22 protein-coding genes are annotated in these 24,419 nt (G+C 43.9%); 16 read left to right on the top strand and 6 right to left on the bottom strand.

What is annotated here, in order from left to right; genetic code table 11:
- Positions 1-22: 22 nt before the first annotated feature.
- A complete protein-coding gene (glnL, locus tag JCM16456_RS14580) occupies positions 23-1,072 on the bottom strand; it encodes a nitrogen regulation protein NR(II) (protein ID WP_068715589.1) in 1,050 nt (349 codons plus the stop codon).
- Between the two features lie 351 nt (positions 1,073-1,423).
- On the bottom strand, positions 1,424-2,833 hold the full coding sequence (gene glnA / locus JCM16456_RS14575) for a glutamate--ammonia ligase (RefSeq protein ID WP_068715587.1): 1,410 nt from the start codon (positions 2,831-2,833) through the stop codon (positions 1,424-1,426).
- Positions 2,834-3,345: 512 nt separating this feature from the next.
- Between glnA and typA the strand changes: the two genes are divergently transcribed.
- The 4 genes from typA to JCM16456_RS14555 all read left to right on the top strand — a co-directional run bounded on the left by typA (position 3,346) and on the right by JCM16456_RS14555 (position 7,629).
- Entirely contained in the window at positions 3,346-5,175 is a 1,830-nt protein-coding gene (gene typA, locus JCM16456_RS14570; RefSeq protein WP_068715584.1) for a translational GTPase TypA, read from the top strand.
- Between the two features lie 151 nt (positions 5,176-5,326).
- Positions 5,327-6,244 carry a virulence factor BrkB family protein gene (locus JCM16456_RS14565; protein WP_068715583.1) on the top strand — a complete coding sequence of 306 codons (918 nt, stop codon included), beginning with the start codon at positions 5,327-5,329 and terminating at the stop codon, positions 6,242-6,244.
- Entirely contained in the window at positions 6,216-6,650 is a 435-nt protein-coding gene (gene dtd / locus JCM16456_RS14560; RefSeq protein ID WP_068715581.1) for a D-aminoacyl-tRNA deacylase, read from the top strand. The genes JCM16456_RS14565 and dtd overlap by 29 nt, the downstream gene beginning before the upstream one ends.
- 52 nt (positions 6,651-6,702) lie before the next feature.
- On the top strand, positions 6,703-7,629 hold the full coding sequence (locus JCM16456_RS14555) for a bifunctional GNAT family N-acetyltransferase/hotdog fold thioesterase (protein WP_068715579.1): 927 nt from the start codon (positions 6,703-6,705) through the stop codon (positions 7,627-7,629).
- A 13-nt stretch (positions 7,630-7,642) separates the two neighbouring features.
- On the opposite strand, the gene JCM16456_RS14550 is transcribed toward JCM16456_RS14555, so the two are convergent.
- The 4 genes from JCM16456_RS14550 to hslR all read right to left on the bottom strand — a co-directional run bounded on the left by JCM16456_RS14550 (position 7,643) and on the right by hslR (position 12,881).
- Positions 7,643-9,517: an AsmA family protein gene (locus tag JCM16456_RS14550; RefSeq protein WP_068715577.1), complete on the bottom strand. Its 1,875-nt coding sequence runs from the start codon at positions 9,515-9,517 to the stop codon at positions 7,643-7,645.
- A gap of 116 nt (positions 9,518-9,633) precedes the next feature.
- Positions 9,634-11,262 carry a phosphoenolpyruvate carboxykinase (ATP) gene (pckA, locus tag JCM16456_RS14545; RefSeq protein ID WP_068715575.1) on the bottom strand — a complete coding sequence of 543 codons (1,629 nt, stop codon included), beginning with the start codon at positions 11,260-11,262 and terminating at the stop codon, positions 9,634-9,636.
- A 332-nt stretch (positions 11,263-11,594) separates the two neighbouring features.
- Positions 11,595-12,473: an Hsp33 family molecular chaperone HslO gene (gene hslO / locus JCM16456_RS14540; RefSeq protein ID WP_068715573.1), complete on the bottom strand. Its 879-nt coding sequence runs from the start codon at positions 12,471-12,473 to the stop codon at positions 11,595-11,597.
- Between the two features lie 21 nt (positions 12,474-12,494).
- Positions 12,495-12,881, bottom strand: a complete 387-nt coding sequence (hslR, locus tag JCM16456_RS14535) for a ribosome-associated heat shock protein Hsp15 (protein ID WP_068715571.1) — start codon at positions 12,879-12,881, stop codon at positions 12,495-12,497.
- 204 nt (positions 12,882-13,085) lie between these two features.
- Between hslR and gspC the strand changes: the two genes are divergently transcribed.
- The 12 genes from gspC to JCM16456_RS14475 are packed head-to-tail and all read left to right on the top strand — an operon-like array spanning position 13,086 to position 24,377.
- Positions 13,086-14,015: a type II secretion system protein GspC gene (gene gspC / locus JCM16456_RS14530; protein ID WP_231894406.1), complete on the top strand. Its 930-nt coding sequence runs from the start codon at positions 13,086-13,088 to the stop codon at positions 14,013-14,015.
- A 29-nt stretch (positions 14,016-14,044) separates the two neighbouring features.
- Positions 14,045-16,072, top strand: coding sequence for a type II secretion system secretin GspD (gene gspD, locus JCM16456_RS14525; RefSeq protein WP_068715568.1), 2,028 nt, complete (start codon positions 14,045-14,047; stop codon positions 16,070-16,072).
- Entirely contained in the window at positions 16,069-17,580 is a 1,512-nt protein-coding gene (gspE, locus tag JCM16456_RS14520; RefSeq protein WP_068715566.1) for a type II secretion system ATPase GspE, read from the top strand. Before gspD ends, gspE begins: the two co-directional genes overlap by 4 nt.
- Complete coding sequence (gspF, locus tag JCM16456_RS14515) at positions 17,580-18,803, top strand: type II secretion system inner membrane protein GspF (RefSeq protein ID WP_068715564.1); 1,224 nt, start codon at positions 17,580-17,582, stop codon at positions 18,801-18,803. Before gspE ends, gspF begins: the two co-directional genes overlap by 1 nt.
- 41 nt (positions 18,804-18,844) lie before the next feature.
- The gene (gspG, locus tag JCM16456_RS14510) at positions 18,845-19,291 is read left to right on the top strand and encodes a type II secretion system major pseudopilin GspG (protein WP_068715562.1); all 447 of its coding nucleotides are present in this window, start codon (positions 18,845-18,847) and stop codon (positions 19,289-19,291) included.
- Between the two features lie 37 nt (positions 19,292-19,328).
- A complete protein-coding gene (gene gspH / locus JCM16456_RS14505; protein ID WP_068716091.1) occupies positions 19,329-19,910 on the top strand; it encodes a type II secretion system minor pseudopilin GspH in 582 nt (193 codons plus the stop codon).
- Complete coding sequence (gene gspI / locus JCM16456_RS14500; RefSeq protein ID WP_068715560.1) at positions 19,907-20,266, top strand: type II secretion system minor pseudopilin GspI; 360 nt, start codon at positions 19,907-19,909, stop codon at positions 20,264-20,266. Before gspH ends, gspI begins: the two co-directional genes overlap by 4 nt.
- Entirely contained in the window at positions 20,253-20,912 is a 660-nt protein-coding gene (gene gspJ / locus JCM16456_RS14495; RefSeq protein WP_068715558.1) for a type II secretion system minor pseudopilin GspJ, read from the top strand. Before gspI ends, gspJ begins: the two co-directional genes overlap by 14 nt.
- Entirely contained in the window at positions 20,899-21,918 is a 1,020-nt protein-coding gene (gene gspK / locus JCM16456_RS14490; protein ID WP_068715556.1) for a type II secretion system minor pseudopilin GspK, read from the top strand. Before gspJ ends, gspK begins: the two co-directional genes overlap by 14 nt.
- Positions 21,887-23,101 carry a type II secretion system protein GspL gene (gene gspL, locus JCM16456_RS14485; protein WP_068715554.1) on the top strand — a complete coding sequence of 405 codons (1,215 nt, stop codon included), beginning with the start codon at positions 21,887-21,889 and terminating at the stop codon, positions 23,099-23,101. The genes gspK and gspL overlap by 32 nt, the downstream gene beginning before the upstream one ends.
- Positions 23,102-23,113: 12 nt before the next feature.
- A complete protein-coding gene (locus JCM16456_RS14480; protein ID WP_068715552.1) occupies positions 23,114-23,623 on the top strand; it encodes a type II secretion system protein M in 510 nt (169 codons plus the stop codon).
- A 1-nt stretch (position 23,624) separates the two neighbouring features.
- Positions 23,625-24,377 (top strand): type II secretion system protein N, encoded by a 753-nt coding sequence (locus JCM16456_RS14475; RefSeq protein ID WP_068715550.1) that lies wholly within the window; start codon positions 23,625-23,627, stop codon positions 24,375-24,377.
- The last annotated feature ends 42 nt before the right edge of the window (positions 24,378-24,419 follow it).

Here is a 24,419-nt window from a genome sequence, read left to right as displayed (position 1 = left end):
TATCAATTTGTTCATCGAGCGTTCACTGGATGGGAAGATAAATCGTAAATGTTGTTCTTCCAGGCCAACTTTCAACATCAATTTTTCCATTATGTTGATCGATTAAGTTTTGCGATATTGATAGCCCCAAACCAGAACCGCCATCTCGTCCGCTTACCATCGGATAAAACAGCGTGTCTTGTAGCTCTGTTGGAATCCCTGGTCCATTGTCTGTGATTTCTATTCTGGCGACGAGTTTATGTCGTTGGCCGTGAATATTGGCTTGATGCACTGTTCTGGTGCGTAGCGTGATAATCCCATGTGATTGATGGGCTAAGATTTGTGCTGCATTACTGACGATATTCAAAAGAGCTTGTTCAATTTGATCTGTGTCCATCAGTATATCTGGCAAGCTTGGATCGTAATCTCGTTCGATCATGAGATCGGCGTTAGCTTCTAACTCAACAAGCTGGCGTACTTTTTCTAATATTTGATGCAAGTTACCGCATTTCTTCTTACCTGGTTTCTGCGGACCCAATAGGCGGTCTACGAGCGCTCTAAGCCTATCTGCTTGCTCAATGATGATTTGGGTATACTCGGTAAGGCTTTGGTCGGGAAGCATTCTCTCGAGTAACTGAGCAGCTCCTCTCAGCCCTCCTAGGGGGTTCTTTATTTCATGAGCCAAACCGCGCACTAGCAATTTGGCAGCTTGTTGCTGAGCGTGTTGATTGAGCTCTTGTGTTAGACGTCTTTGCTGACCTATTTTTCTCATTTCTACTAATAACATTAGCTCCTTTTTCCAAGAAAGGGGGCTAACTGTTACCTCTAGCATCAATGGTTTACCGTCGACTACAAATGTGACATCACTGTCGGTGATGCTCTGGCCACTTTGCAATGGTTGAGACAGCAGTGCTAGGTCCATTGAGGCGTGTTGAATGAGTTTAGAAATGGGTTGGTTGATAATGCGTTTTGCACTCTGTGAAAAAAGCTGTTCAGCAGAAGGGTTGGCATAACGAACACATAGAGACTCGTCGAGCATCAAAGTGGCTGTCACAATATTATTTATAATGGTTTGACTTAGTTCAGCGTCCACGGTGTTTTCCTTTACCAATGTTCCCAAATGATGCAATGCACTAATATTGTGCATTGTAGCATCTGTCGTGGCTCTGAAAAGTGTCTAGTGAATCGCATTATTGCTTGAGTTAGCAAGTCGTTGCGCACTAAATGGGCTTTTTCTATCTGCATAATGAACATATGCACCACAACGATAAGTAACGATGCAATAACCTTGCCGTTTATTAGTAAATGGCGTTTTTATGTGCAAGGCGATATGAGTCTTTGATAATTAGATTTGATCACTTTTGGTGCTTGGGATAAGAGGGGCTCTCGCCGCAATAAAAAAGGGCCTGCTTGTGCAGACCCCCTTGAGTAGATAACCTTCAAATTATACAGAGTAGTATAGTTCGAATTCTACAGGTGAAGTAGTCATACGTACTTTAGTTACGTCTTCAGATTTCAAACTGATGTATGAATCGATGAAGTCGTCAGAGAATACACCGCCAGCCGTTAAGAATTCACGGTCTGCATCAAGAGCTTTAAGTGCGATTTCAAAGCTTTCTGCAACTTGTGGAATTTCTGCTGCTTCTTCTGCAGGTAGGTCGTACAAGTCTTTATCCATTGCATCACCAGGGTGGATCTTGTTCTTGATGCCATCAAGACCAGCCATTAGCAATGCAGAGAATGCTAGGTATGGGTTAGCTGTTGGATCTGGGAAACGAACTTCGATACGACGTGCTTTAGGGCTTGGTACCACAGGGATACGGATAGAAGCAGAACGGTTACGTGCTGAGTAAGCAAGCATAACTGGTGCTTCGAAGCCAGGAACAAGACGTTTGTATGAGTTAGTTGATGCGTTAGCAAATGCGTTGATTGCACGTGCGTGTTTGATAACACCACCAATGTAGTAAAGTGCTGTTTCAGAAAGACCGCCGTATTTGTCACCAGCAAATAGGTTCACACCGTCTTTTGCCAAAGATTGGTGAACGTGCATACCAGAACCGTTGTCACCAACTAGTGGTTTAGGCATAAATGTCGCTGTTTTACCAAATGCGTGCGCAACGTTGTGAACAACGTATTTGTAGATTTGGATTTCGTCAGCTTTGGCAGTCATAGTGTTGAAACGAGTTGCGATTTCGTTTTGACCTGCAGTTGCCACTTCATGGTGGTGAGCTTCAACAACCAGACCCATTTCTTCCATGATTAGGCACATAGCAGAACGGATATCTTGTGATGAATCTACAGGAGCTACTGGGAAGTAACCGCCTTTAACACCTGGACGGTGGCCTTTGTTGCCATCTTCGTATTTAGTACCTGTGTTCCATGCAGCCTCTACATCGTCGATTTTGTAGAATGAGCCTGACATGTCAGAGGAGAAGCGAACGTCATCGAAAAGGAAGAATTCAGGTTCTGGACCAACCAGAACAGTATCAGCGATACCAGTTGAACGCATGTACTCTTCAGCACGCTTAGCGATTGAGCGAGGGTCGCGGTCATAACCTTGCATAGTTGCAGGTTCTAGAATGTCACAACGAATGTTTAGAGTTGAATCTTCAGTGAATGGGTCAAGTACAGCAGATGCTGCGTCTGGCATCATCACCATGTCTGATTCGTTAATACCTTTCCAGCCAGCAACAGAAGAACCATCGAACATTTTACCTTCTTCGAAGAAGTCTGCGTCGACTTGGTGAGCTGGGATTGATACGTGTTGCTCTTTACCTTTTGTATCGGTGAAACGTAAGTCAACAAACTTTACTTCGTTTTCTTGGATCAGCGATAGAACATTTTCTACTGACATCTTGGATAACCTCCAGTGTTAAAATAGCGATTGGGGCACGAATCTATATGAAAGCAGCATGAGAGAAGTGCTGTACCCATTTCATAATCGATGTTGCTTTAATGATAGCGAGATTCGTGCCAGAAAATTAAGTCCTTATATTTCAATACATTACCTCACAAATGTTTCGTTTTGGTGCTAAGGTTTGCACTAAAATGATCATGTGATGCACTAAATTGGTGCATTGGTGGGGTTGTGTGCACCAATTTTAACCAACTAGACTAATATTCAGCCTATTTCTTCGTTTGCTGTCAATCGAGAATTTTTACGTACGATAAGGTTTTTGTTTTAAATCAATTTGAAGAAGAGGAAAATAGAGGCTGAAAAGAGAAAAATGGTCGTATTAGATCACATATTCCTAGGTTTTTCGCTAAAATCTGGTACATTATGGCCGTTTTTTTAACCAAGCTCTGACCTCGATTGCTACATTCCGTCGCATAGGGTCATTTGTGTAATTAAGTGAAGCAAAATCCATGGCTACTCCACAAATTGAAAAACTAAGAAACATCGCGATCATCGCCCACGTTGACCACGGTAAAACCACCCTTGTTGACAAGCTACTACAACAGTCAGGCACATTAGAGTCTCGCGGTGAAGTTGAAGAGCGTGTCATGGACTCGAATGACATCGAAAAAGAGCGTGGCATTACTATTCTCGCTAAAAACACAGCGATTAATTGGAACGACTATCGTATCAATATCGTTGACACCCCTGGACACGCAGACTTCGGTGGCGAAGTAGAACGCATTATGTCTATGGTAGATTCAGTTCTACTTATTGTTGATGCGGTTGATGGGCCAATGCCACAAACTCGTTTCGTAACGCAAAAAGCGTTCGCACACGGTTTGAAACCAATCGTAGTTATCAACAAAATCGACCGTCCAGGCGCTCGCCCTGACTGGGTTATGGACCAAGTGTTCGACCTATTTGACAACCTAGGTGCAACTGATGAACAGCTAGATTTTAAAGTTGTTTATGCATCAGCTCTAAATGGTTGGGCAAGCATTGAAGAAGGTGAAACTGGCGAAAACATGGAACCATTGTTCCAAACCATCGTTGACGTAGTATCTGCTCCAAACGTAGACCCAGATGGCGGCCTACAGATGCAAATCTCTCAGCTAGACTACAGCTCATACGTTGGTGTTATCGGTGTTGGTCGTGTAACTCGCGGTACAGTACGTCCTAACCAACAAGTAACAGTTATCTCTGCCGACGGTAAAAAACGTAACGGTAAGGTAGGTACTGTTCTTGGTTACCTAGGTCTTCAACGTTTCGAAGATGAACTAGCAACAGCTGGTGACATCGTTGCAATCACTGGTCTTGGAGAGCTTAAAATCTCTGACACTATCTGTGATGTGAATAATGTTGAAGCATTACCGGCATTATCTGTTGATGAGCCAACAGTAACAATGACGTTCCAAGTAAATACTTCTCCGTTTGCGGGTAAAGAAGGTAAATTTGTAACGTCACGTAATATCCTTGAGCGTTTAGAGAAAGAGTTGGTACACAACGTAGCGCTGCGTGTTGAGCAAACTGACGATCCAGACCGTTTCCGCGTTTCTGGTCGTGGTGAACTTCACCTATCTATCTTGATCGAAAACATGCGTCGTGAAGGTTTTGAGCTAGCAGTATCTCGTCCTGAAGTTATTCTGAAAACCGTTGATGGCCAACTAATGGAACCGTTTGAAACGGTAACTATCGACGTTCTTGAAGAAAACCAAGGCGGCATCATGGAAAGCATCGGTTTACGTAAAGGTGAACTGAAAGACATGTCTCCAGATGGTAAAGGTCGTGTTCGTCTAGACTTCGTAATGCCTTCTCGTGGTTTGATCGGTTTCCAAACTGAGTTCATGACGCTAACCTCTGGTTCTGGTCTTCTATACCATACATTTGACCACTACGGCCCTCACAAAGGCGGTAACATCGGTCAGCGTCAAAATGGTGTGTTGATCTCTAACGCAACAGGTAAAGCCCTAACTTACGCTCTGTTCAACCTTCAAGACCGTGGTCGTCTGTTCACTGAACACGGTGATGAAGTGTATGAAGGTCAGCTAGTAGGTATTCACAGCCGTTCGAACGACCTAACTGTTAACTGTCTGAAAGGCAAACAGCTCACGAACGTTCGTGCATCTGGTACTGATGAAGCCCAGGTTCTTACTCCTGCAATCAAATTCACTCTAGAGCAAGCTCTTGAGTTCATCGATGATGACGAATTGGTAGAAGTAACACCTGAAAGCATCCGTCTACGTAAACGTCACTTAACAGAGAACGATCGTAAACGCGCATACCGCAGCGGTAAATAATTTTTATTGTTGTCGAAAAGCCTCCGTATATGCGGGGGCTTTTTTTTTAATAATTGGTAGGGGAATAGCATTAGGGCGGCTAAGACTCTGCATTATTTAGCATATTCGATTAGAATGAACTGCATAGAAAAGCTAGCAAATATGATTCGATATGTTGAACACCTCTCATCCTTTATTGACAGATTCACTACGTTACTTGCGCTACCTCATGGCTCGTATGGGGCACGACCGTATTAACGTAAGTGCGGGCTATTTGGCCTACATTACTCTTATTTCTATTGTGCCAATGTTAACTGTTTTGCTCTCTATTCTGTCCTCATTTACCGTATTTTCGAACGTGGGAGAGGTTATTCAGGACTTTGTTATTACCCATTTCGTCCCTGCGGCTGGCGATGCCGTAAGTGGAGCTTTGAAGCAGTTCATAAGTAATACCGGTAAAATGACGATTGTCGGAAGTTTGTTCTTATTCGTTGCTGCTATCATGTTGATCTCGAATGTGGATAAAAACTTAAATTACATATGGCGAGTAAGAAATAAAAGACGCATGGTCTTCTCTTTTTCTATGTATTGGATGTTTTTGACCTTAGGACCAATATTAATTGGGGCAAGTATTGCGCTCAGTTCTTATGTTATGTCGTTAAAAATTATCGAAAATGAGACGTTAACGGGAGCGTTTGACTTTTTTCTGCGTTGGCTTCCCATTATTCTCTCTTTCTTGGCTTTCATGGTACTGTATCTGCTTGTCCCTAATAAGAAAGTCAGGTTTCATCATGCTATAGCGGGGGCTATTTCAGCAGCAGTCTTGTTCGAATTAAGCAAGAAAGGCTTTGCTGTCTATATTACCCAGTTTCCTTCTTATCAATTGATTTATGGTGCGTTGGCTGCAATCCCTATTCTGTTTGTATGGGTTTATCTATGTTGGCTAATTGTGTTGATTGGTGCCGAGATCACTGCCTCTCTGGGTGAAAAAGAGTCTTGGAAAGAAAGTGTGGTGGTTAATGAGGACTTGACGACAGAAATCGCAATAAAAGGAAAAGTAAGTGATAGCATTGATTCAACGAGTAAGTGAAGCTTCAGTTCGTGTTGACGGAAATATCGTCGGTGCTATTGAAAAGGGCCTTTTGGTCTTACTTGGAGTTGAAAAAGAGGACGATGAAGCGAAAGCAAAGCGTCTGATGGAGCGTGTTACCACTTATCGAGTGTTTGAAGACGAACAGGGAAAGATGAACCTGAGCGTTAAAGACGTAAGTGGCAGTATATTGGTAGTTTCGCAATTTACGCTTCCGGCTGATACAAAGAAAGGCACGAGAGCTGGATTTTCACGCGGTGCTCATCCTGATGATGCCCGCCGTTTGTACGACTATTTTGGTGATGTGTGTGAAGAGGTATTACCTACTCAACGTGGCCAATTTGCTGCGGATATGAAAGTATCCCTTATCAATGATGGTCCAGTGACGTTTTGGCTGCAGGTGTGATTGGAGCAAGCCGACAAGGAATTTGTGCAAAGGACAGTGAATCGAGAGCGCTATGTTTAAACTCATTACCCCTATTAATGAAAATCAGTTAAGCAAGTATTTCTACTTTCGTTGGCAAATGTTGCGTGAGCCTTGGCGTATGCCGCTCGGTTCAGAAAAAGACGAGTATGACTCTATGAGCCATCATCGTATGATTGTTGATGGGCGAGGGCGTCCCATAGCAATAGGTCGTTTGTACATTACACCGGATTGTGAAGGGCAACTGCGCTATATGGCTGTGAAAGCCAACCGTAGAGGAAAAGGCATGGGCTCATTGTTGCTGGTGGCTTTAGAATCTCTCGCTCGCCAAGAGGGTGCAAAACGCTTGGTGTGTAATGCTCGTGAGGATGCGATTAACTTTTATGAACATAATGGTTTTGAGCGTCGTGGTGAATTAACGGATGAGCGTGGCCCAGTCCGACATTTGCAAATGGTTAAACCTTTGGACGCAATGGCAAATGTTCTGCGCAAGCCGGAGTGGTGCTCTGAGTTACAACAGCGTTGGGAAGAAAATATCCCCATCAGTGAAAAGATGGGAATTAAAATCCTTGAGTATACGGGGTATCATTTTCAATGTAGTGCTCCACTTAACCCCAATTTGAATCCACACAATACCATGTTTGCTGGTTCGGTATTTACCATGGCAACGTTGACCGGCTGGGGAATGGCATGGTTACTCATGCGCGAACGTGGATTAGAAGGGGATATTGTATTGGTCGATAGCCATATTCGCTATCGTAAACCTATATTTTCCAATCCCATTGCGTCAACATCGATGGATAGCATCAGTGGTGATTTAGATAGATTAGCCTCTGGACGTCGTGCTCGTATCGTGGTGAAAGTTACCATATCGAGTAATGGCGAGGATGCGGTTGAGTTTATTGGAACCTACATGCTTATACCTGATTACAAAGAGACTTTAGAAAAGATGCCTCATTAAGAGAGGCATCTTTTTATTTTGAGATGGAACACTCTGTAACTAGAGTTTTATTTCGTAATAAGTCAAAGTCCACTTTTTTACAGTCTTGCTGAGTTTTTAGTAAGAGCTGGCCATTTTCTAGGTCGACTAAGTCAAGCTCACCCGAAAGAGACGCCTGTAAACCTGCGCCAATAAGATTGACTTTGGGGATGGTTAAGCGCCCGCGGTCTGCTAATAGTTGAGCGCCATCCAACTCAAAGGGTTGAACAACCGTTGTGTTATCGTATTGCAGTGTTGCAATTCCCTGACGCATGCTAACGGAAGCCTTGCCAGTTAGGGTGTGCATAATCACAAGGGGATCGCTGCCAAGGCCTGACAAGTCGGTGTCCACTTCTGCTAGAGCACTAACATGAAGAGGTAGTGTGAGGTACTGATTGAGCAATTCAATGGGGACGCCATCTCCATGAGCTTTGAACTGCCAAGGTCCACTGTTTTGCCCAAAGTCCCATTTTGCTGTGGCATCAAGATAGCCTTGTTTGAAAGGTAAAAAGGCGCGACTTAATTGCCATATTCCAGCATCACTGTGCATCTCTATTAAGCTTTGACTGGTGATAGTTCTACCTAGGCTCGCGCTGTTAGCTGAGAGCCTCAGAGATCCATTCCAGAGGCCTAATTGTCCAGATTTTAATAGCTGTGTACTTTCCCCCTCTATATTCAAGCCAGAAAGTTGCCAGAAAGGTTTCTGCGCAGTTTGAATCAACTGAATGTTATCGAGGGACAAAGAATCAATCTGAAGGTTTTCCCATTTAGGTAAGGATGGCATCTGTTGCAGGTCGCTGATGTTTTCGCCAAACCATTTGAGTCCCTGTGCTGTTAACGATGTTAAATGAACACCCTCTGGAGACCATTGGCCGGCTAACTGAATGTTGCCTTGTAAGAAGCCTGACGTGAAATCCTGAATGATAAGGCTATGGTTTGAAAAGGCTAGGGTGATATTAGGATCAACCCACTTTAATCCTTGCCAATTTGCTGTGTCGGCATGCAGAGATAGCGAACCTTGGGATGGGACTAGACCATCCAAATTGGTATCTTCCAGAGATAAATCCGCATTGGTAAGCTCAAGGTCCTGCCAAGCAATATTACAGTTGAGTAAGTCTAAACTGTTAATGTGATTAATGACGAAGGGCAAAGAGTGCCATTTATAATCGAGTTGCTGAGTGAGGCCCTTAGGTAAAGTTAGGTGGTTTACGGTGACATTTACTAACGACCAACCTTGTGCGTATTGCTCTGCTTGTCCGGATATTTGCCCATCCCGCCAGTGAAAGGTCATACCATAAATAGTCGAATCTTGAGGCTGATAATTGGCATCAATGAGAAGATTGGTTGCCTTTTCCCCCTGCCATTGCCAACTCTTTGCCGCGAATTGAATTTCTCCATAAGGAAGTTGTTGTCCAACTTGGCGCCAACTCGGATTCTTTATTTGTAGGCTTAAACCAGTGATGTGGTGTTCATCCTGATTAATCGTGATGTTGTGTAACGCTAGTTGATGGAGCTTTACATTTGACGCGAACTTTTCAAGTGCTGGCAGTTGGTTAATTTCACCACCATCAAATAATATACTATCAATCAGCCATTGGCCGTTTTGGTAGATTTCGCTATTTAACCAAATATCGACTTGATGAAATGCAAAAGTATCACTGTTAGATTGCCACTTAGGTTGTTGTAGCTTTATGTGATACGGGAAATCATATTCGACATGGTTAAATTCGATTTTGTTCGTGGACCATTGAGACAGTAACCAACTTGCTACAGGAGTAGCGAATGGCGTATTCATTAAACCAAACAAAATGGCGAACGAAGCCAACAGTATGATTAAAAATGAAAAAAAGACAAAAAACAGCTTTCTCATGATCCAATTAATGCCCTAAAGAAATGAGATAACAGAGTGGAGCAAATTGGTATTTTGTTCAACTAAAATGGATGAAAAAAGCCCCGAATATCGGGGCTTTTATTTAGAGACACTTTTTAATCCAATTGAGGTCCGGCAGCAACCAGAGATTTACCTTCTTGGTTGTCAGTGTATTTATCAAAGTTATTGATAAAACGTTCTGCTAAGTCGAGAGCTTTGCTTTCCCATTGTAGAGGATCGACATAAGTCTCACGAGGGTCGAGGATGTCAGGATTCACATCGTGCAGAGCTTTAGGCACTTCCAAATTAAAAATTGGAATTTGTTGAGTTTCTGCGTCTTCAATAGAACCATCCAAAATCGCATCGATAATGGCACGGGTGTCTTTAATCGAAATGCGTTTACCTGAACCATTCCAGCCGGTGTTGACCAAGTAAGCTTGTGCTCCAGCGGCTTCCATTCGTTTCACTAACACCTCTGCGTATTGCGTTGGATGAAGCGTTAAGAATGCTGCACCAAAACAGGCGGAGAAGGTTGGTGTTGGCTCGGTAATACCACGTTCAGTCCCTGCTAATTTTGCAGTAAAACCAGAGAGGAAGTGGTATTTAGTTTGTTCAGGCGTCAATTTTGAGACGGGTGGCAGCACGCCAAAGGCATCGGCTGACAAGAAGATCACTTTTGTTGCATGACCCCCCTTAGATATCGGCTTAACAATGTTATCGATATGGTAGATAGGGTAAGAAACACGAGTATTTTCTGTCTTAGAACCATCATCAAAATCAACAGAACCGTCATTGCGTACTGTTACGTTTTCTAGCAGCGCATCGCGACGAATAGCATTATAGATATCGGGTTCAGCTTCTTTTGATAACTTGATGGTTTTTGCGTAGCAGCCGCCTTCAAAGTTAAATACGCCATCATCATCCCAACCGTGTTCATCATCACCGATGAGAGCACGTTTAGGATCGGTCGATAATGTCGTTTTCCCTGTTCCTGACAAGCCAAAGAATACTGCTACATCGCCTGCTTTACCCATATTGGCTGAACAGTGCATTGAAGCAATTCCTTTTAATGGCAGGAAGTAGTTCATCATAGCGAACATACCTTTCTTCATTTCGCCGCCGTACCAGGTACCGCCGATCAATTGCATTTTTTCGGAAAGGTTGAATACGGTGAAGTTCTCTGAATTGAGGCCTTGTTCTTGCCATTTATCATTCGTGCATTTAGCACCATTCATGACCACAAAGTCTGGTTCGAAGTTAACTAGCTCACTATCAGTTGGACGAATGAACATGTTCTTAACGAAGTGCGCTTGCCAAGCAACTTCTGTGATGAAGCGAACACAAAGACGTGTATCAGCGTTCGCACCACAGTAGCCATCAACCACAAACAAGCGTTTGCTTGAGAGTTGTTTAGCAACCAACTTTTTCAAGTCATTCCAAACGGCTTGTGAAATAGGCTTGTTATCATTTTTCGCCTGAGCTGATGTCCACCACAATGTATCACGTGTAGTTTCGTCTTCTACTATGAACTTGTCTTTCGGTGAGCGACCAGTGAAGATCCCTGTATCTACCGCAACGGCCCCTAATTCTGTGACAATACCTTTTTCGTAACCTTCAAGGTCCGGTCGGGTTTCTTCGTCGAACAGTACTTGGTAACTCGGATTTCGTAACACTTCTGTTACACCGGTAATGCCATATTGGGTCAGATCTAAGCTTGCAGCCTTTGTATGTTCCATAATGGTCATAGGTGCTCCTTTTTAGGATTTTGTAGGGTTTTTTTATTCATTAATAGTTGTTGTTTATATACATGCTAGCAACGGGTGGAAAGTAAAACATGGAGTATGTTCAAAATTTGAGCAAGCCCCAATTTGTCCGCGAAGCCCATCTAGCTTAAAGGGAACCCATTCTATCCTGTATGTAAAGGATTGCACCAGACCTAAGTTATTAATAATCTGTAAAAATTAAGTAGGAATTTTGATTTGGAATTTTATGCTGTTTATTGCACATCGATCACAAAAAAAGTCGGTATTTAACCGACTTTTTTCGTTGTTAAGATGTGCTTGCTAGGTAACGCAAATTAATGCAGATTGTTACCTTGTTGTTGGCTTGCTTGCAGAAAAAGTTCAGTAACTTCTTTTGCATCAAAAGCATAACTTGTACCACAGTAATCACAGTGTAGAGCAACTTGACCTTCTTCAGCTAAAATCGATTCGATTTCAGAGCGGTCAATGGTGATGATGGCGGCAGCACTGCGTTCACGTGAACAACCACAGTGGAACGTCACGGGTTTATCTTCAAATAGCTGTACTTTTTCTTGATTGTAGAGGCGGTAAAGAACTTCGTTTGCCTCTAAAGAGAACAATTCATCGTTTTTGATGGTGTTAGTTAATTGCTCTAAATGTTCAAAGTCTTCCGGCGTACCTGTGCCGTCTGGAACAACTTGCAACAACATACCCGCAGCATGAGGTTGACCTTCGTATTCGCCAGTACGAATCCAAAGTCGGGTTTTTAGCTGCTCAGAACGTTCAAAGTAACTTTCGATAATCTGTGCAAGAGTATCGCCTTCAAGGCCAACAACACCTTGATAGCGTTCTCCTTGTTTAGGCTCGATGGTAATCACTAGGTGACCTTTACCCATCATGTCATGTACAGTTGCATCTGACTCGATATTGCCTTCCCAACGCGCAACACCACGAATTTTATGCTCGTTATTGCCGTTGATGACAACCAAAGATACAGGACCATCGCCTTGTAGTTGAAGCGTGATAGAACCTTCGAATTTCAGAGTGGCCGTTAGCAATGAGGTGGCAACTGCCAATTCACCGATTAGGCGCTGTACTGGTGCAGGGTAGTCCTTACCGGTGATCATTTGCTGGTAGGTTTCATCCAGTTGTACCAGCTCGCCACGCACTGATAGATCTGCAAAAAGGTAGCGATTTAGCATGTTGTTTGCCATTGAGTAAGCTCCGGCTCTCTATTATTGATGTTTAAATTTAAGGATGTCGCGGCGTTGTTTTTTATCCGGACGACGTTCGGGACTAGGGTTCACTGCGTGAAGTTTACGTGCTAGTGCATTTTTCTCACGTTTTTCAATGCTTTCAGTTGTTTCCTGATACATTGTTTGCGCTTGTGGCGCTCCCCGACGTTGCTCTGTAATTTGTTCGATAGTGACCGTTTTTTCTTCATACCCTTGTCTAAGAGTAATGGTGGCACCTAATTCGACTATTTTACTCGGCTTGGTTCGTTGCCCATTATAGTGAACTTTACCGCCATCGACCATATTCCGAGCGATGGAGCGTGTTTTATAGAAACGAGCTGCCCACAACCATTTATCGAGTCTAACTGCCTCAGAATTGGAACTCATGTCGGCAAAATACCTCTAATATTTGTTTTGTTACTTGTATTAGTGGTAACAATGGAGTCGGAAAAGTCTATTTTCAAGCGCTGCACATAATTTATCGGGTTACATGATTATGTCATAGCCCTATGTTATATTTACGCGCGTTATAATATCTTGAATTTTAAGGTTCCTGCTGTATCAACTCTCTAAATAAGGACTCTCTTAACTGTGGAGCGGATAGATTTAAATTGGCATTTTTTGTCTCACTTCAATGGGGTAGCTTCGTGGTTTAAGACTCGACCTTGGCAATCGCCAACGAGCCAAACATTAACGACCTTAATTTTAGTGGCAACGGTTTGGATTTTAGGGGAAATCATATGGTTAATTCCTAATGAAACCAAAGCGGTGCCAACTTGGGCTGCGGCTCACGTTGTTGTTAGTAAAAATGAATCGAACATTGATATTGATTCGTTGAAACAGGCAGACTTGTTTGGACATTACACTCCTAATCAGCAGACTAACGCTAATAATGTCAAAGTTGACGCACCAAAAACGAGATTGAATTTAACGCTTGCCGGTGTTGTTGCCAATTCCGATCAGGCTTTGAGTTTGGCAGTAATTGCGAATCGTGGCTCCCAAGATACTTACGGTATCAATGAGGTGATTCAAGGGACCCGAGTGAAGTTAAAAGCAGTGCTCGTTGATCGCGTTATCCTGGATAATGAAGGTCGAGATGAAACACTGATGCTAGATGGTGTCGACTACTCTAAACTCGCAATAGATAATCCTCAGCCACTTCGTGTGGAACCTGTTAGGAATAAAGAGGTCAATGATGAGTCTGCTGATTTACAAGAGAAGTTAGATAAGATCCATCAGGAAATAGAAAGCGATCCTAAAGTGTTGTTGAAGTATGTTCGTTTAGCCATGGTAAAAGACGGTAATGATATTCAAGGTTATCGTCTGTCTGCCGGCTCTGACCGAGCTTTGTTTGATTCGGTTGGGTTACAAGATGGTGACGTCGCGGTTTCGATCAATGGCGTGGATTTAAAGGATGCGGACGCCCTAACCAAAGTTCTAGGTGCTTTGTCCGATACACAAGAAATTAATTTAACAGTTGAGCGGGATAATCAATTAGAAGATATCCAGTTTGGGCTGTGAATCTGATGCATCAAGTCTAGGAGTAATCAGTGAAGCATTGGCTTAAGAAAAGCACATGGCTTATTGCCGCCGCGACCGTATTAACGCCTGCTGCATGGGCGAATGAATTTAGTGCCAGTTTTAAAGGTACGGATATTCAAGAGTTTATCAATATTGTTGGTCGTAATTTAGAAAAAACCATCATTGTTGACCCAGCAGTTCGCGGCAAAATCGATGTACGTAGTTACGATACTTTGGATGAGAAGCAGTATTACAGTTTTTTCTTAAACGTATTGCAGGTGTACGGATTTGCTGTTGTTCCTATGGATAACGGAGTTCTTAAAGTCGTCAAATCGAAAGATGCCAAAACGTCGGCTATCCCTGTTTTGGGTGATAATGACCGAGCAGATGGTGATGAAGTCATCACTCAAGTGGTGTCGGTAAAGAATGTTTCTGTTCGAGAGTTATCTCCTCTATTACGTCAACTGATCGATAACGCCGGAGCAGGTAACGTTGTTCACTATGATCCTGCCAATATTATTTTGTTAACTGGTCGTGCCGCTGTGGTTAATCGCCTCGCGGATATCGTTCACCGCGTTGACCAAGCAGGCGATAAAGACGTTGAAGTCGTAGAACTTAAAAATGCCTCAGCTTCAGAAATGGTTCGTATCGTGGAAGCATTGAGTAAAAGTAACGATGCTAAGAACACGCCTGAATTTCTCCAACCTAAGTTTGTTGCTGACGAGCGCACTAATTCCATTTTGATTTCTGGTGACCCTAAAGTACGTGCTCGTATGCGTTCTCTGATCGAGAAAATGGACGTTGAGATGGCTGTGCAGGGTAATAACCGAGTGGTTTACCTGAAATACGCTAAAGCTGAAGATTTAGTTGATGTGCTAAAAGGTGTTTCCGATAGCATGTTAAAAAGCAAAAAAGGGAGCACCAAGTCTTCTGGTAGTGCTGAGCGTAGTGAGGTCATTATTTCAGCCCACAAAGAAACCAATTCACTGGTGATTAGTGCACCGCAAGATGTCATGAAGTCGTTACTCAACATCATTAAACAGTTGGATATTCGTCGTGCTCAAGTGTTGATTGAAGCGCTGATTGTGGAAATGTCAGAAACTGCGGGTATGAACTTAGGCGTGCAATGGGGCTCGCTGGAGAGTGGTTCAGTTATCCAATATGGTAACAGCGGTACCTCTATCGGTAGCGTTATGATTGGCAGTGAAGAAGCAAAAGATCAAACCAGTACTAGCTACTATTACGATAACAACGGTGTTCGTCATGCTTATGATACGACGGAGTCCGGGGATTATTCTAGCCTAGCCGATACGTTATCAAGTACGACTGGTGCAGCAGTGAGTATTATGATGGGCGATTGGCAGTCGCTTATTACTGCAGTTTCTAATACATCAGATACCAACATCTTGTCATCACCAAGTATTACTGTGATGGATAATGGTGAAGCTTCTGTTGTGGTTGGTGAAGAGGTGCCAGTTATTACAGGATCAACAACCGGTTCTGATAATAGTAATCCATTCCAAACAGTTGACCGTAAAGAAGTGGGTATTAAGTTGAAAGTGGTGCCTCAGATAAATGAAGGTGACTCAGTTCAACTGCATATTGAGCAAGAGGTTTCTAGTGTTCTAGGTGCTAGTGGCGCAGTCGATGTGCGATTTGCTAAACGCCAGCTCAATACCTCGGTGATGGTGCGTGATGGTCAAATGTTAGTGCTTGGTGGTTTGATTGATGACCGTACCGCAGAAAGTGAATCAAAAGTACCGTGGTTGGGTGATATCCCAATTCTTGGTCAATTATTCCGCTCCAATAGTACCGAGAAAGAGAAACGTAATTTGATGATATTCATCAAGCCAACCATTATTCGCAATGGTGTTACGGCGGATGGTATTACCCAGCGTAAATACAACTACATTCGTGCGGAGCAGCTTTACAAAGCTGAAAAAGGTTTGAAGCTAATGGAAGATCAAACAATTCCAGTATTACCAAAATTTGGTGATGAGCGTCGTCATGCTGCTGAAATACAAGCCTTTATTGACCAAATGGAAGAGAAGCAATGAGTGATATTCTATCGGAAGAAGTCGTGCAACCGACATTACGCCGATTGCCTTTCAGCTTTGCTAATCGATTTAAAATGCTTCTTGAATGGAATCAAGAGTTTACTGAAAGTGAACTCTGTTATGTTCCACCGATCTCTATTGAAGCTTTAGTGGAGGTTAAGCGAGTTGCCAAAACTTCATTTGCACTAAAAGCTGTCTCAGAGTCGGAATTTGAAAGTAAATTAACGGTGGTCTATCAGCGCGACTCTTCGGAGGCGCGCCAGTTGATGCAAGATATTGGTGTCGATAGCGATGATTTTTTCTCATTGGCAGAAGAGTTACCCCAAAACGAAGACCTGCTTGAATCAGAAGACGATGCACCAATCATCAAATTAATCAATGCCATGCTTGGGGAAGCGATCAAAGAAGGTGCTTCGGATGTACACATTGAAACCTTTGAGAAAGTGTTATCGATTCGTTTTCGGGTTGATGGGGTATTACGCGAGGTCTTAGAGCCAAGCCGTAAGTTGGCCCCACTGCTGGTTTCCCGTGTCAAAGTAATGGCAAAACTGGATATCGCAGAAAAACGTGTTCCACAGGATGGTCGTATTTCCTTACGTATCGGTGGGCGAGCTGTTGATGTACGTGTTTCTACCATGCCATCATCACATGGTGAACGTGTGGTACTCCGCTTGCTGGATAAGAATGCGACCCAACTTGACCTATTTAGCTTAGGTATGACCGAGCAGGTCCATCAGCGCTTCCAGCATCTTATCTCTCGTCCGCATGGCATCATTCTGGTCACTGGGCCTACCGGCTCTGGTAAATCCACGACTCTTTACGCTGGTTTGCAGGAACTCAACAATATCGAGCGTAACATTCTTACGGTTGAAGACCCGATTGAATTCGATATTGAAGGCATTGGGCAAACCCAAGTCAACCCGAAAGTGGACATGACGTTTGCTCGAGGTCTACGTGCCATCTTGCGTCAGGATCCTGATGTGGTGATGGTGGGGGAAATTCGTGACTTGGAAACCGCACAAATCGCAGTACAAGCCTCTTTAACTGGTCACTTGGTAATGTCTACACTGCACACTAACACCGCAGTGGGTGCCATTACCCGACTGCGTGATATGGGGATTGAACCGTTTTTGATTTCGTCTTCGCTATTGGGTGTTCTAGCTCAGCGTTTGGTGCGCACTTTGTGTCCTCACTGTCGTGAAGCTTATCAAGCGAATGATGAACAAAAGAAATTGTTCGATTTAACACCGAGTGATGATTTAGTGCTGTACCGTCCACTCGGGTGCGATGACTGTAATCACAAAGGTTACCAAGGCCGTACTGGTATTCATGAACTGCTGATGATTGACGAGCAAGTGCAAGCGCTTATTCATGGTGAAGCTGGCGAACAAGAGATAGAACATGCGATTCGTTCTCACACGCCAAGTATTCGTCAGGATGGGTTGGATAAAGTTCGCAAAGGCATCACATCCCTTGAAGAAGTGATGCGAGTGACTCGGGAGTCCTAATGGCAGCGTTCGACTACAAAGCTCTCGATAATAAAGGCCGTCAGAAAAAGGGCGTGATAGAAGGTGATAACGCTCGCCAAGTTCGCGCACGTTTAAAAGAGCAAGGTTTGATTCCGGTTGAGGTTGTCGAAAACCAAGCCAAGAAATCCCAGTCCTCTGCTGGAGGTGCATTTACTTTTCAACGCGGAATCAGTACACCGGATTTGGCCCTGATTACTCGCCAGCTCTCGACCCTAGTGCAATCGGGAATGCCACTGGAAGAGTGTTTAAGAGCGGTTTCAGAGCAATCAGAAAAACCGCGTATTCGATCAATGATGGCCGCTGTGCGCTCCAAAGTGACCGAAGGTTATACCTTGTCGGATAGTTTTGGTGATTACCCACATATTTTTGATGAGCTATTTCGCTCGATGGTGGCGGCGGGAGAAAAATCCGGTCACCTTGATGCGGTACTAGAACGTCTTGCTGATTATGCGGAAAACCGTCAAAAGATGCGCTCGAAACTGTTGCAAGCGATGATTTATCCGATCGTGCTGGTGGTTTTTGCGGTGGCGATAGTCGCTTTCCTTTTGGCGGCTGTTGTGCCCAAAATCGTCGGTCAGTTTGTGCAAATGGGGCAGCGTTTACCAGAATCGACAGAGTTTTTACTCGCGTCGAGTGATTTTATTCAGCACTGGGGCATTCAGCTGCTGTGTGCGATTTTGATCATGATTACCGTCGGGCGCCGTTTGTTACGTAATCCACAGATACGTTTGAAATGGGATGAGAAAGTCATTTCTATGCCTATCTTTGGTAAAATTGCTCGCGGATTAAATACTTCCCGCTTTGCTCGTACGTTATCGATTTGTACCTCAAGTGCTATCCCTATTCTTGATGGAATGAGAGTTGCAGTTGATGTTATGAGTAACCAGTATGTGAAGCAAAAAGTTTTGGTCGCGGCAGAAAGTGTCCGTGAAGGGGCCAGCTTAAGGAAGTCTCTAGAACAGACCAAACTTTTCCCGCCAATGATGTTACATATGATTGCCAGTGGTGAGCAAAGTGGTGAACTAGAAGCAATGCTGACGCGCGCTGCAGATAACCAAGATACTAGCTTTGAGTCAGCAGTGAACATTGCTTTGGGTATTTTTACACCGGCGCTTATCGCTCTTATGGCAGGTTTGGTGCTGTTTATTGTAATGGCAACATTAATGCCAATTTTAGAAATGAATAATTTAGTTAGTCAGTAAACAAGCTTGGAAACCCAAGACTTGTGCTTTATGGAGTCTATATGAAAAAACGTACAGCGGCTAAGCAGTCCGGCTTTACCTTGCTTGAAGTAATGGTTGTGGTCGTTATTTTGGGTATCTTGGCCAGTGTTGTTGTCCCTAACTTGTTAGGTAACAAAGAAAAAGCCGATCAACAAAAAGCAATCACAGACATTGTAGCGCTAGAAAATGCATTAGATATGTATAAGTTGGATAACAGTGTCTACCCAACTACAGACCAAGGTTTAGAAGCGTTAGTATCAAAACCTAGCAGTCCAGAGCCACGTAACTACCGTGACGGCGGTTATATTAAACGCCTACCGAAAGACCCTTGGAGCAACGATTACCAATACCTAAGCCCAGGTGATAAAGGCACAATTGATGTGTTTACTTTGGGGGCTGATGGTCAAGAAGGTGGTGACGGAATTAACTCTGACATCGGCAACTGGAATATTCAAGATTATCAATAACAATCAAGGGCGAGCAATGCTCGCCCCTCGTATCCCTATGAAGTCTATCCGTGGTTTTACCTTGATAGAAATAATGCTGGTCCTGGTGCTATTAGCACTGAGTTCTGCAGCTGTCATTTCAACAATCCCTACTAGTAAAAATCATTTAGCTGAAAAAACGGCTCGTTCTGCGTTTGAAAAACTGCAGTTGTTGAATGAGGAAGCTGTGTTATCGGGAACGGACTACGGATTACGAGTCGATGAAAAACAGTCCCCCCCTCAGTTGCAATTTATGCAGCTGTCAGAGAAAGGGTGGCAACCCGTAGAGCGTTTGCAGTTTAACGCTCACATTGCTATCGATCCCCGTTTAAATGTGGTGTTTAAAGTGGGTGGGGATACTTGGGCGAAAGACGATGATCGTCTGTTCTCTGATACACCGTTGTTTGATGACAATATGTTTGTAGAAGAGAAGAAAAAGAAAGCCTTACCGCCACAAATTTTTATTTTATCGAGCGGAGAAACCACACCGTTCACATTAAGCTTTTCTCTACCAGAGCAAAGTTCGCAAGATGCTTGGTTAGTGGCCGCTCAAGCAAATGGCAATATTCGTTTAATTGAGCCAGGAGAAGAACGTCAATGAACAAACGTTTCTCAGCTGGTTTTACTTTGTTAGAGGTGTTAGTCGCGTTAGCTATCTTTGCGACGGCGGCGGTCAGTGTGATGCGGGCGGTGAGCCAGCACATTAACACCATGAATTATTTAGAAGAAAAAATGTTTGCTTCGATAGTGGCGGATAACCAGATGGCTAAGGTGATGTTGGCACCTAAGCAGCTTGCGGCAAAAGAAGGTAAAGAGTCGATGGCTGGGCAAGATTGGTTTTGGAAAATCAAGCCGGTCAACACCTCGTCGGGCACGCTGAAGGCATTTGATGTCATGGTATCTAAAGATAAAAAAGCCAGCCCTCTGATTACGGTGCGTAGCTATGTCGGCAGCTAGAAGACGTTTATCTAAAGGTTTTACCCTGATTGAAGTGTTGGTTGCGATGGCGATTTTCGCCAGCATGAGTATTGCCGCTTACCAAGTCCTGAACCAAGTTCAGCGCAGTAATGATATTTCACTAGAGCGTTCAACACGGTTGAATGAACTACAACGTGCGATTGTCATGATGGACTCCGATTTTCGACAAATGGCGGCAAGACAATTTCGCACTAATGGCAAAGACTCTAATGAAGGGTATTTGCAGTGGAAAAGTTATTTATTGGATTCCGATAGCCAAGGCGTGATGTTTATTCGGTTGGGATGGCCCAATCCACAACAGCAATTTCCACGTGGTAATTTGACCAAAGTGGGTTACCGGCTCAAAGAGCATGTATTAGAACGAGTGTGGTGGCAATATCCAGATACGACGATCAACGAGCCCCCAGTGGTTATGCCGCTGCTTACTGGTGTAGAGAGTTGGTCGATGCGTTTCTACTTCAACGAGAAGTGGAGTGATGAGTGGGATGAAATAGATTCACTGCCCAAAGCCGTAGAAGTGACATTAAAGCTGCAAGATTACGGTGACATTACGCGGATTTATTTGGTTGCTGGTAGTGATGATAAAAAGAAAACATCGTCAGGAGAGACGGATGAGAGTGAATAGATCTTCTCAGCGAGGTGTTGCTCTTATCGTCGTGTTATTGATTTTGGCGATCATGGTGTCTTTGGCTGCTTCTATGTCGGAGCGTATGTTTATTCGTTTCCAACGCGCCTCGCACCAAATCAATTATCAGCAGGCGTATTGGTATAGTGTGGGGGTAGAAAACCTTGCTCTTGCATTGATTAAAGAAAGTCATAAAGATGACAGCGATACGGTGAACTTAAGTCAAGCTTGGGCTCAACAAAATCGAAAGTTACCACTCGATTATGGTGAGTTAATTGGGAGTATCGTAGATAAGCAAGCGTGTTTTAATTTGAATGCCTTTAATGGGTTGGAATCGTCAGGGGGCAGTTCCACACCATTTGTGAAACAGTTTTTTGAGAATCTTCTCCAAAATGTCAATGTTGATGGGGCGACAGCGGAGATAATTGCTGATTCTACGTGGGAGTTTGTCGATAGTAACGATACAGTTAGCACAACCTATGGTGTGGAAGACAGTTATTACGATTCACTTTCTCCGGCGTATTTGCCACCGAACGGTCTGATGGCTGTGCCGAGTGAATTGCGCGCGGTGCAACAAGTCAGTGGGCAGACGATGCAGCAGCTACTACCTATGCTTTGTGCTCTCCCTACTTCTGAATGGCAATTGAATGTAAATACCATTAATGAGAAACAAGCCTTATTGCTGGTGGCGATGTTTAGTCCGAACTTAAGCTTGGAAAACGCGAAAGCCGTTATTAGTAGTCGGCCCAAAAAAGGCTGGTCAAGTGTTTCTGACTTTGAGGCAGAGCCACAAATAGCCGCGATTAACAGTACAGTACGCAGTAAGGCCGAAGGCTTCTTGGCCGTAAATAGCCAGTATTTTGAATTAGATGCACAAGTGGTCGTTAATGATTCTCGCCTGCGAGTGCGCAGCTTGATTTACAGTGAAGATAAAGATAATGCTACGGTCATTCGCCGTCGCTATGGAGGAATCAGTGAGCGAATTTCTGACCGTTCGGCTGAGTAGTCAAAAAGAATCACCCATTTTATGGTTAGTCTGGTCGACAGATCAGCAAGATGTTATTGCAAGTGGTGAGTTAGCCGGTTGGAGTGAACTGCAAGAATTAGCGGAATACGCAGTGCAGCGCACGACACTTGTTTTGTTGTCGGCGAGTGATCTTGTATTAACACAAGTACCTATTCCACAAGGTGGGAGCAGACAATTTGAAAGCATGCTGCCTTATTTGATCGAAGACGATGTTGCACAGGACGTGGATGACTTGCACTTTGCTGTGTTAGGTAAGCTTAATGGTACTGCCTATGTTGCTGGAGTGGATGCGCAGTGGCTAAAAGACTGTTTAGCTGCATTCCACGAGGTGGGTATTAGTGTGAAACGAGTGATGCCCGATGTTTTGGCATTGCCTCAAGCTGATACACCATTAACGGCTGCACAGTTAGGCCAACAATGGTTAATTCGTAAAGGTGAATGGGAAGGTGTGACTATTGATGAGTCATGGTTACCTGTGTTGGTGGAATCTGAGTGGGTGAAAGAGGAGCACTCTCCACTGGCGCTAACGGCCTACACTAAATTACCTAAGTTGCCATTGGATAGCGATCAGCCATGGGAGGTTAAACCTTCGGATATGGTGATGAAACTATTGGCTCAAGGGGCAACTGAGCATCGAATGTCATTGTTGACGGGGCCATTTAAAACCAAATCGTCTTGGGGTAAGTATTGGCATATTTGGCGTTTACCAGCTTTTGCCGCTGTGCTGTTTATGGTCGTTTCTCTGTTACACAGCTCTTTTATGGCGTACCGTTTCGAAGATCAAGCACAGGCATATCATGCCGAAAGTGAGCGAATTTTCCGTTCTGTTTTTCCCGGTAAGCGTAAGATTCCAACAGTAAGTTACCTCAAGCGTCAAATGGAAGGTGAGGTCCGTTTGCTTTCTGGTTCGGCTACCGAAGGTGGTGTGTTAACTTGGTTGCAAGCCCTTCCTAACACTCTCGGTAGTGTGAAAGAAATGCACATCAAAAGCATCAAGTTTGATGGTGAAAAAGATGAATTGCGTATTGAAGCGTCCAGTAACGACTTTCAAAGTTTTGAACAGGCTCGTGTGAAGTTGGAAGAACATTACCAAGTGCAACAAGGCCAATTAAGCAAAGATGGCGACGCCGTATTAGGCTCGTTTGTCTTGCATGCGAAATAGGACAAATAGACGATGAAAAAACGATTCGATCCTATATTAGCTCAAGCAAAACAGTGGTGGGGCAGTATTACTCAACGCGAGCAGCGTTTAGTGATCATCGGTGTTGTGTGTCTGGTTATCGGTGGATTTTATTGGGGAATTTGGCAGCCGCTGCAAGAGCGTGCAAGCCAAGCTCAGATGAGAATTCACACAGAAAAACAACTGCTAAGTTGGGTCTCGCATAAAGCTGATCAAATTACCGCCTTACGTAAGCAAGGTGGTAAAAGTCAGGTGCAGCAGCCACTCAATCAAGTAATTGCAACCTCGACACGAGACTTCAATATCGACTTGATTCGTGTTCAACCTCGTAACGACGATGCAATGCAGGTATGGGTGCAGCCTTTGTCGTTTAATCAATTACTTAATTGGATCGCTTTCTTGCAGGAAAATCAGGGAATTTCAGTGCAATTTCTCGATATTGATCAAGCTAAGCAGCCGGGTGTGGTTGAAGTAAAACGTCTTCAAATTAAAAGAGGTATTTAAGGTGCGTAAGACAATTGCGTTGGTGAGCCTTCTTGTCGTGGTCTTTTTTGCGAGTGTGATTGCTCATCTTCCTGCTACAGTGACCTTGAACTACCTGCCTTTGCCTCGCCAATTGAAAATCGATGGTGTTTCCGGAACGGTATGGCGTGGCAAAGCGGAACAGGTCCGATGGTTAAGTTATGATTTGGGCGGCGTAAATTGGGATGTGCATTTAGCTTCGTTGCTTACCGGCAAAGTTGCAGTGTCAACACGCTTTGGTCAAGGCAGTGAAATGAACGTGCGTGGTCGAGGTTTGGTTGGCATTGACTTCGATGGTCCTTTTGCGGAAAGTTTATTGATCTCCATTCCTGCCCATCAAGTATCGAGCTATATCCGTCAGCCAGTGGATTTAAGTGGACAAATTGAGCTGACACTGCGTGATTATCAATATGCGGTGCCATGGTGTTCGACAGCGAAAGGAGCATTAGCTTGGACTAAAGGTGCGCTGAGTAGTCCAGTGGGCGCTGTCAACTTAGGTCAGGTTATTGCAGATGTCACGTGCAAAGATAACCATATTGAAGCAAAAGGTAATCAAGGTAACCAAGAAGTCAGCAGTGAGTTTTCGGCAACGCTTGAAGCTAACCGTCGCTACCAGGCTCAAGCATGGTTTAAACCGGGCAGTGATTTTCCAAAAGAGTTGGGCGATTTATTAAAGCATTTGCCGAATCCTGATGGGCAAGGGCGTTATCACTTCCAACAACAAGGCCGCTTTTAACAGAAAAGGGACGCAAGTAAGCGTCCCTTTTTACGGTGAGGC

Origin of the sequence: Vibrio tritonius (assembly GCF_001547935.1) — a bacterium.
Classification (GTDB): domain Bacteria; phylum Pseudomonadota; class Gammaproteobacteria; order Enterobacterales; family Vibrionaceae; genus Vibrio; species Vibrio tritonius.
The sequence above is the reverse complement of the archived record's forward strand: the minus strand, read 5'-3'. Positions and strand labels throughout refer to the sequence as shown.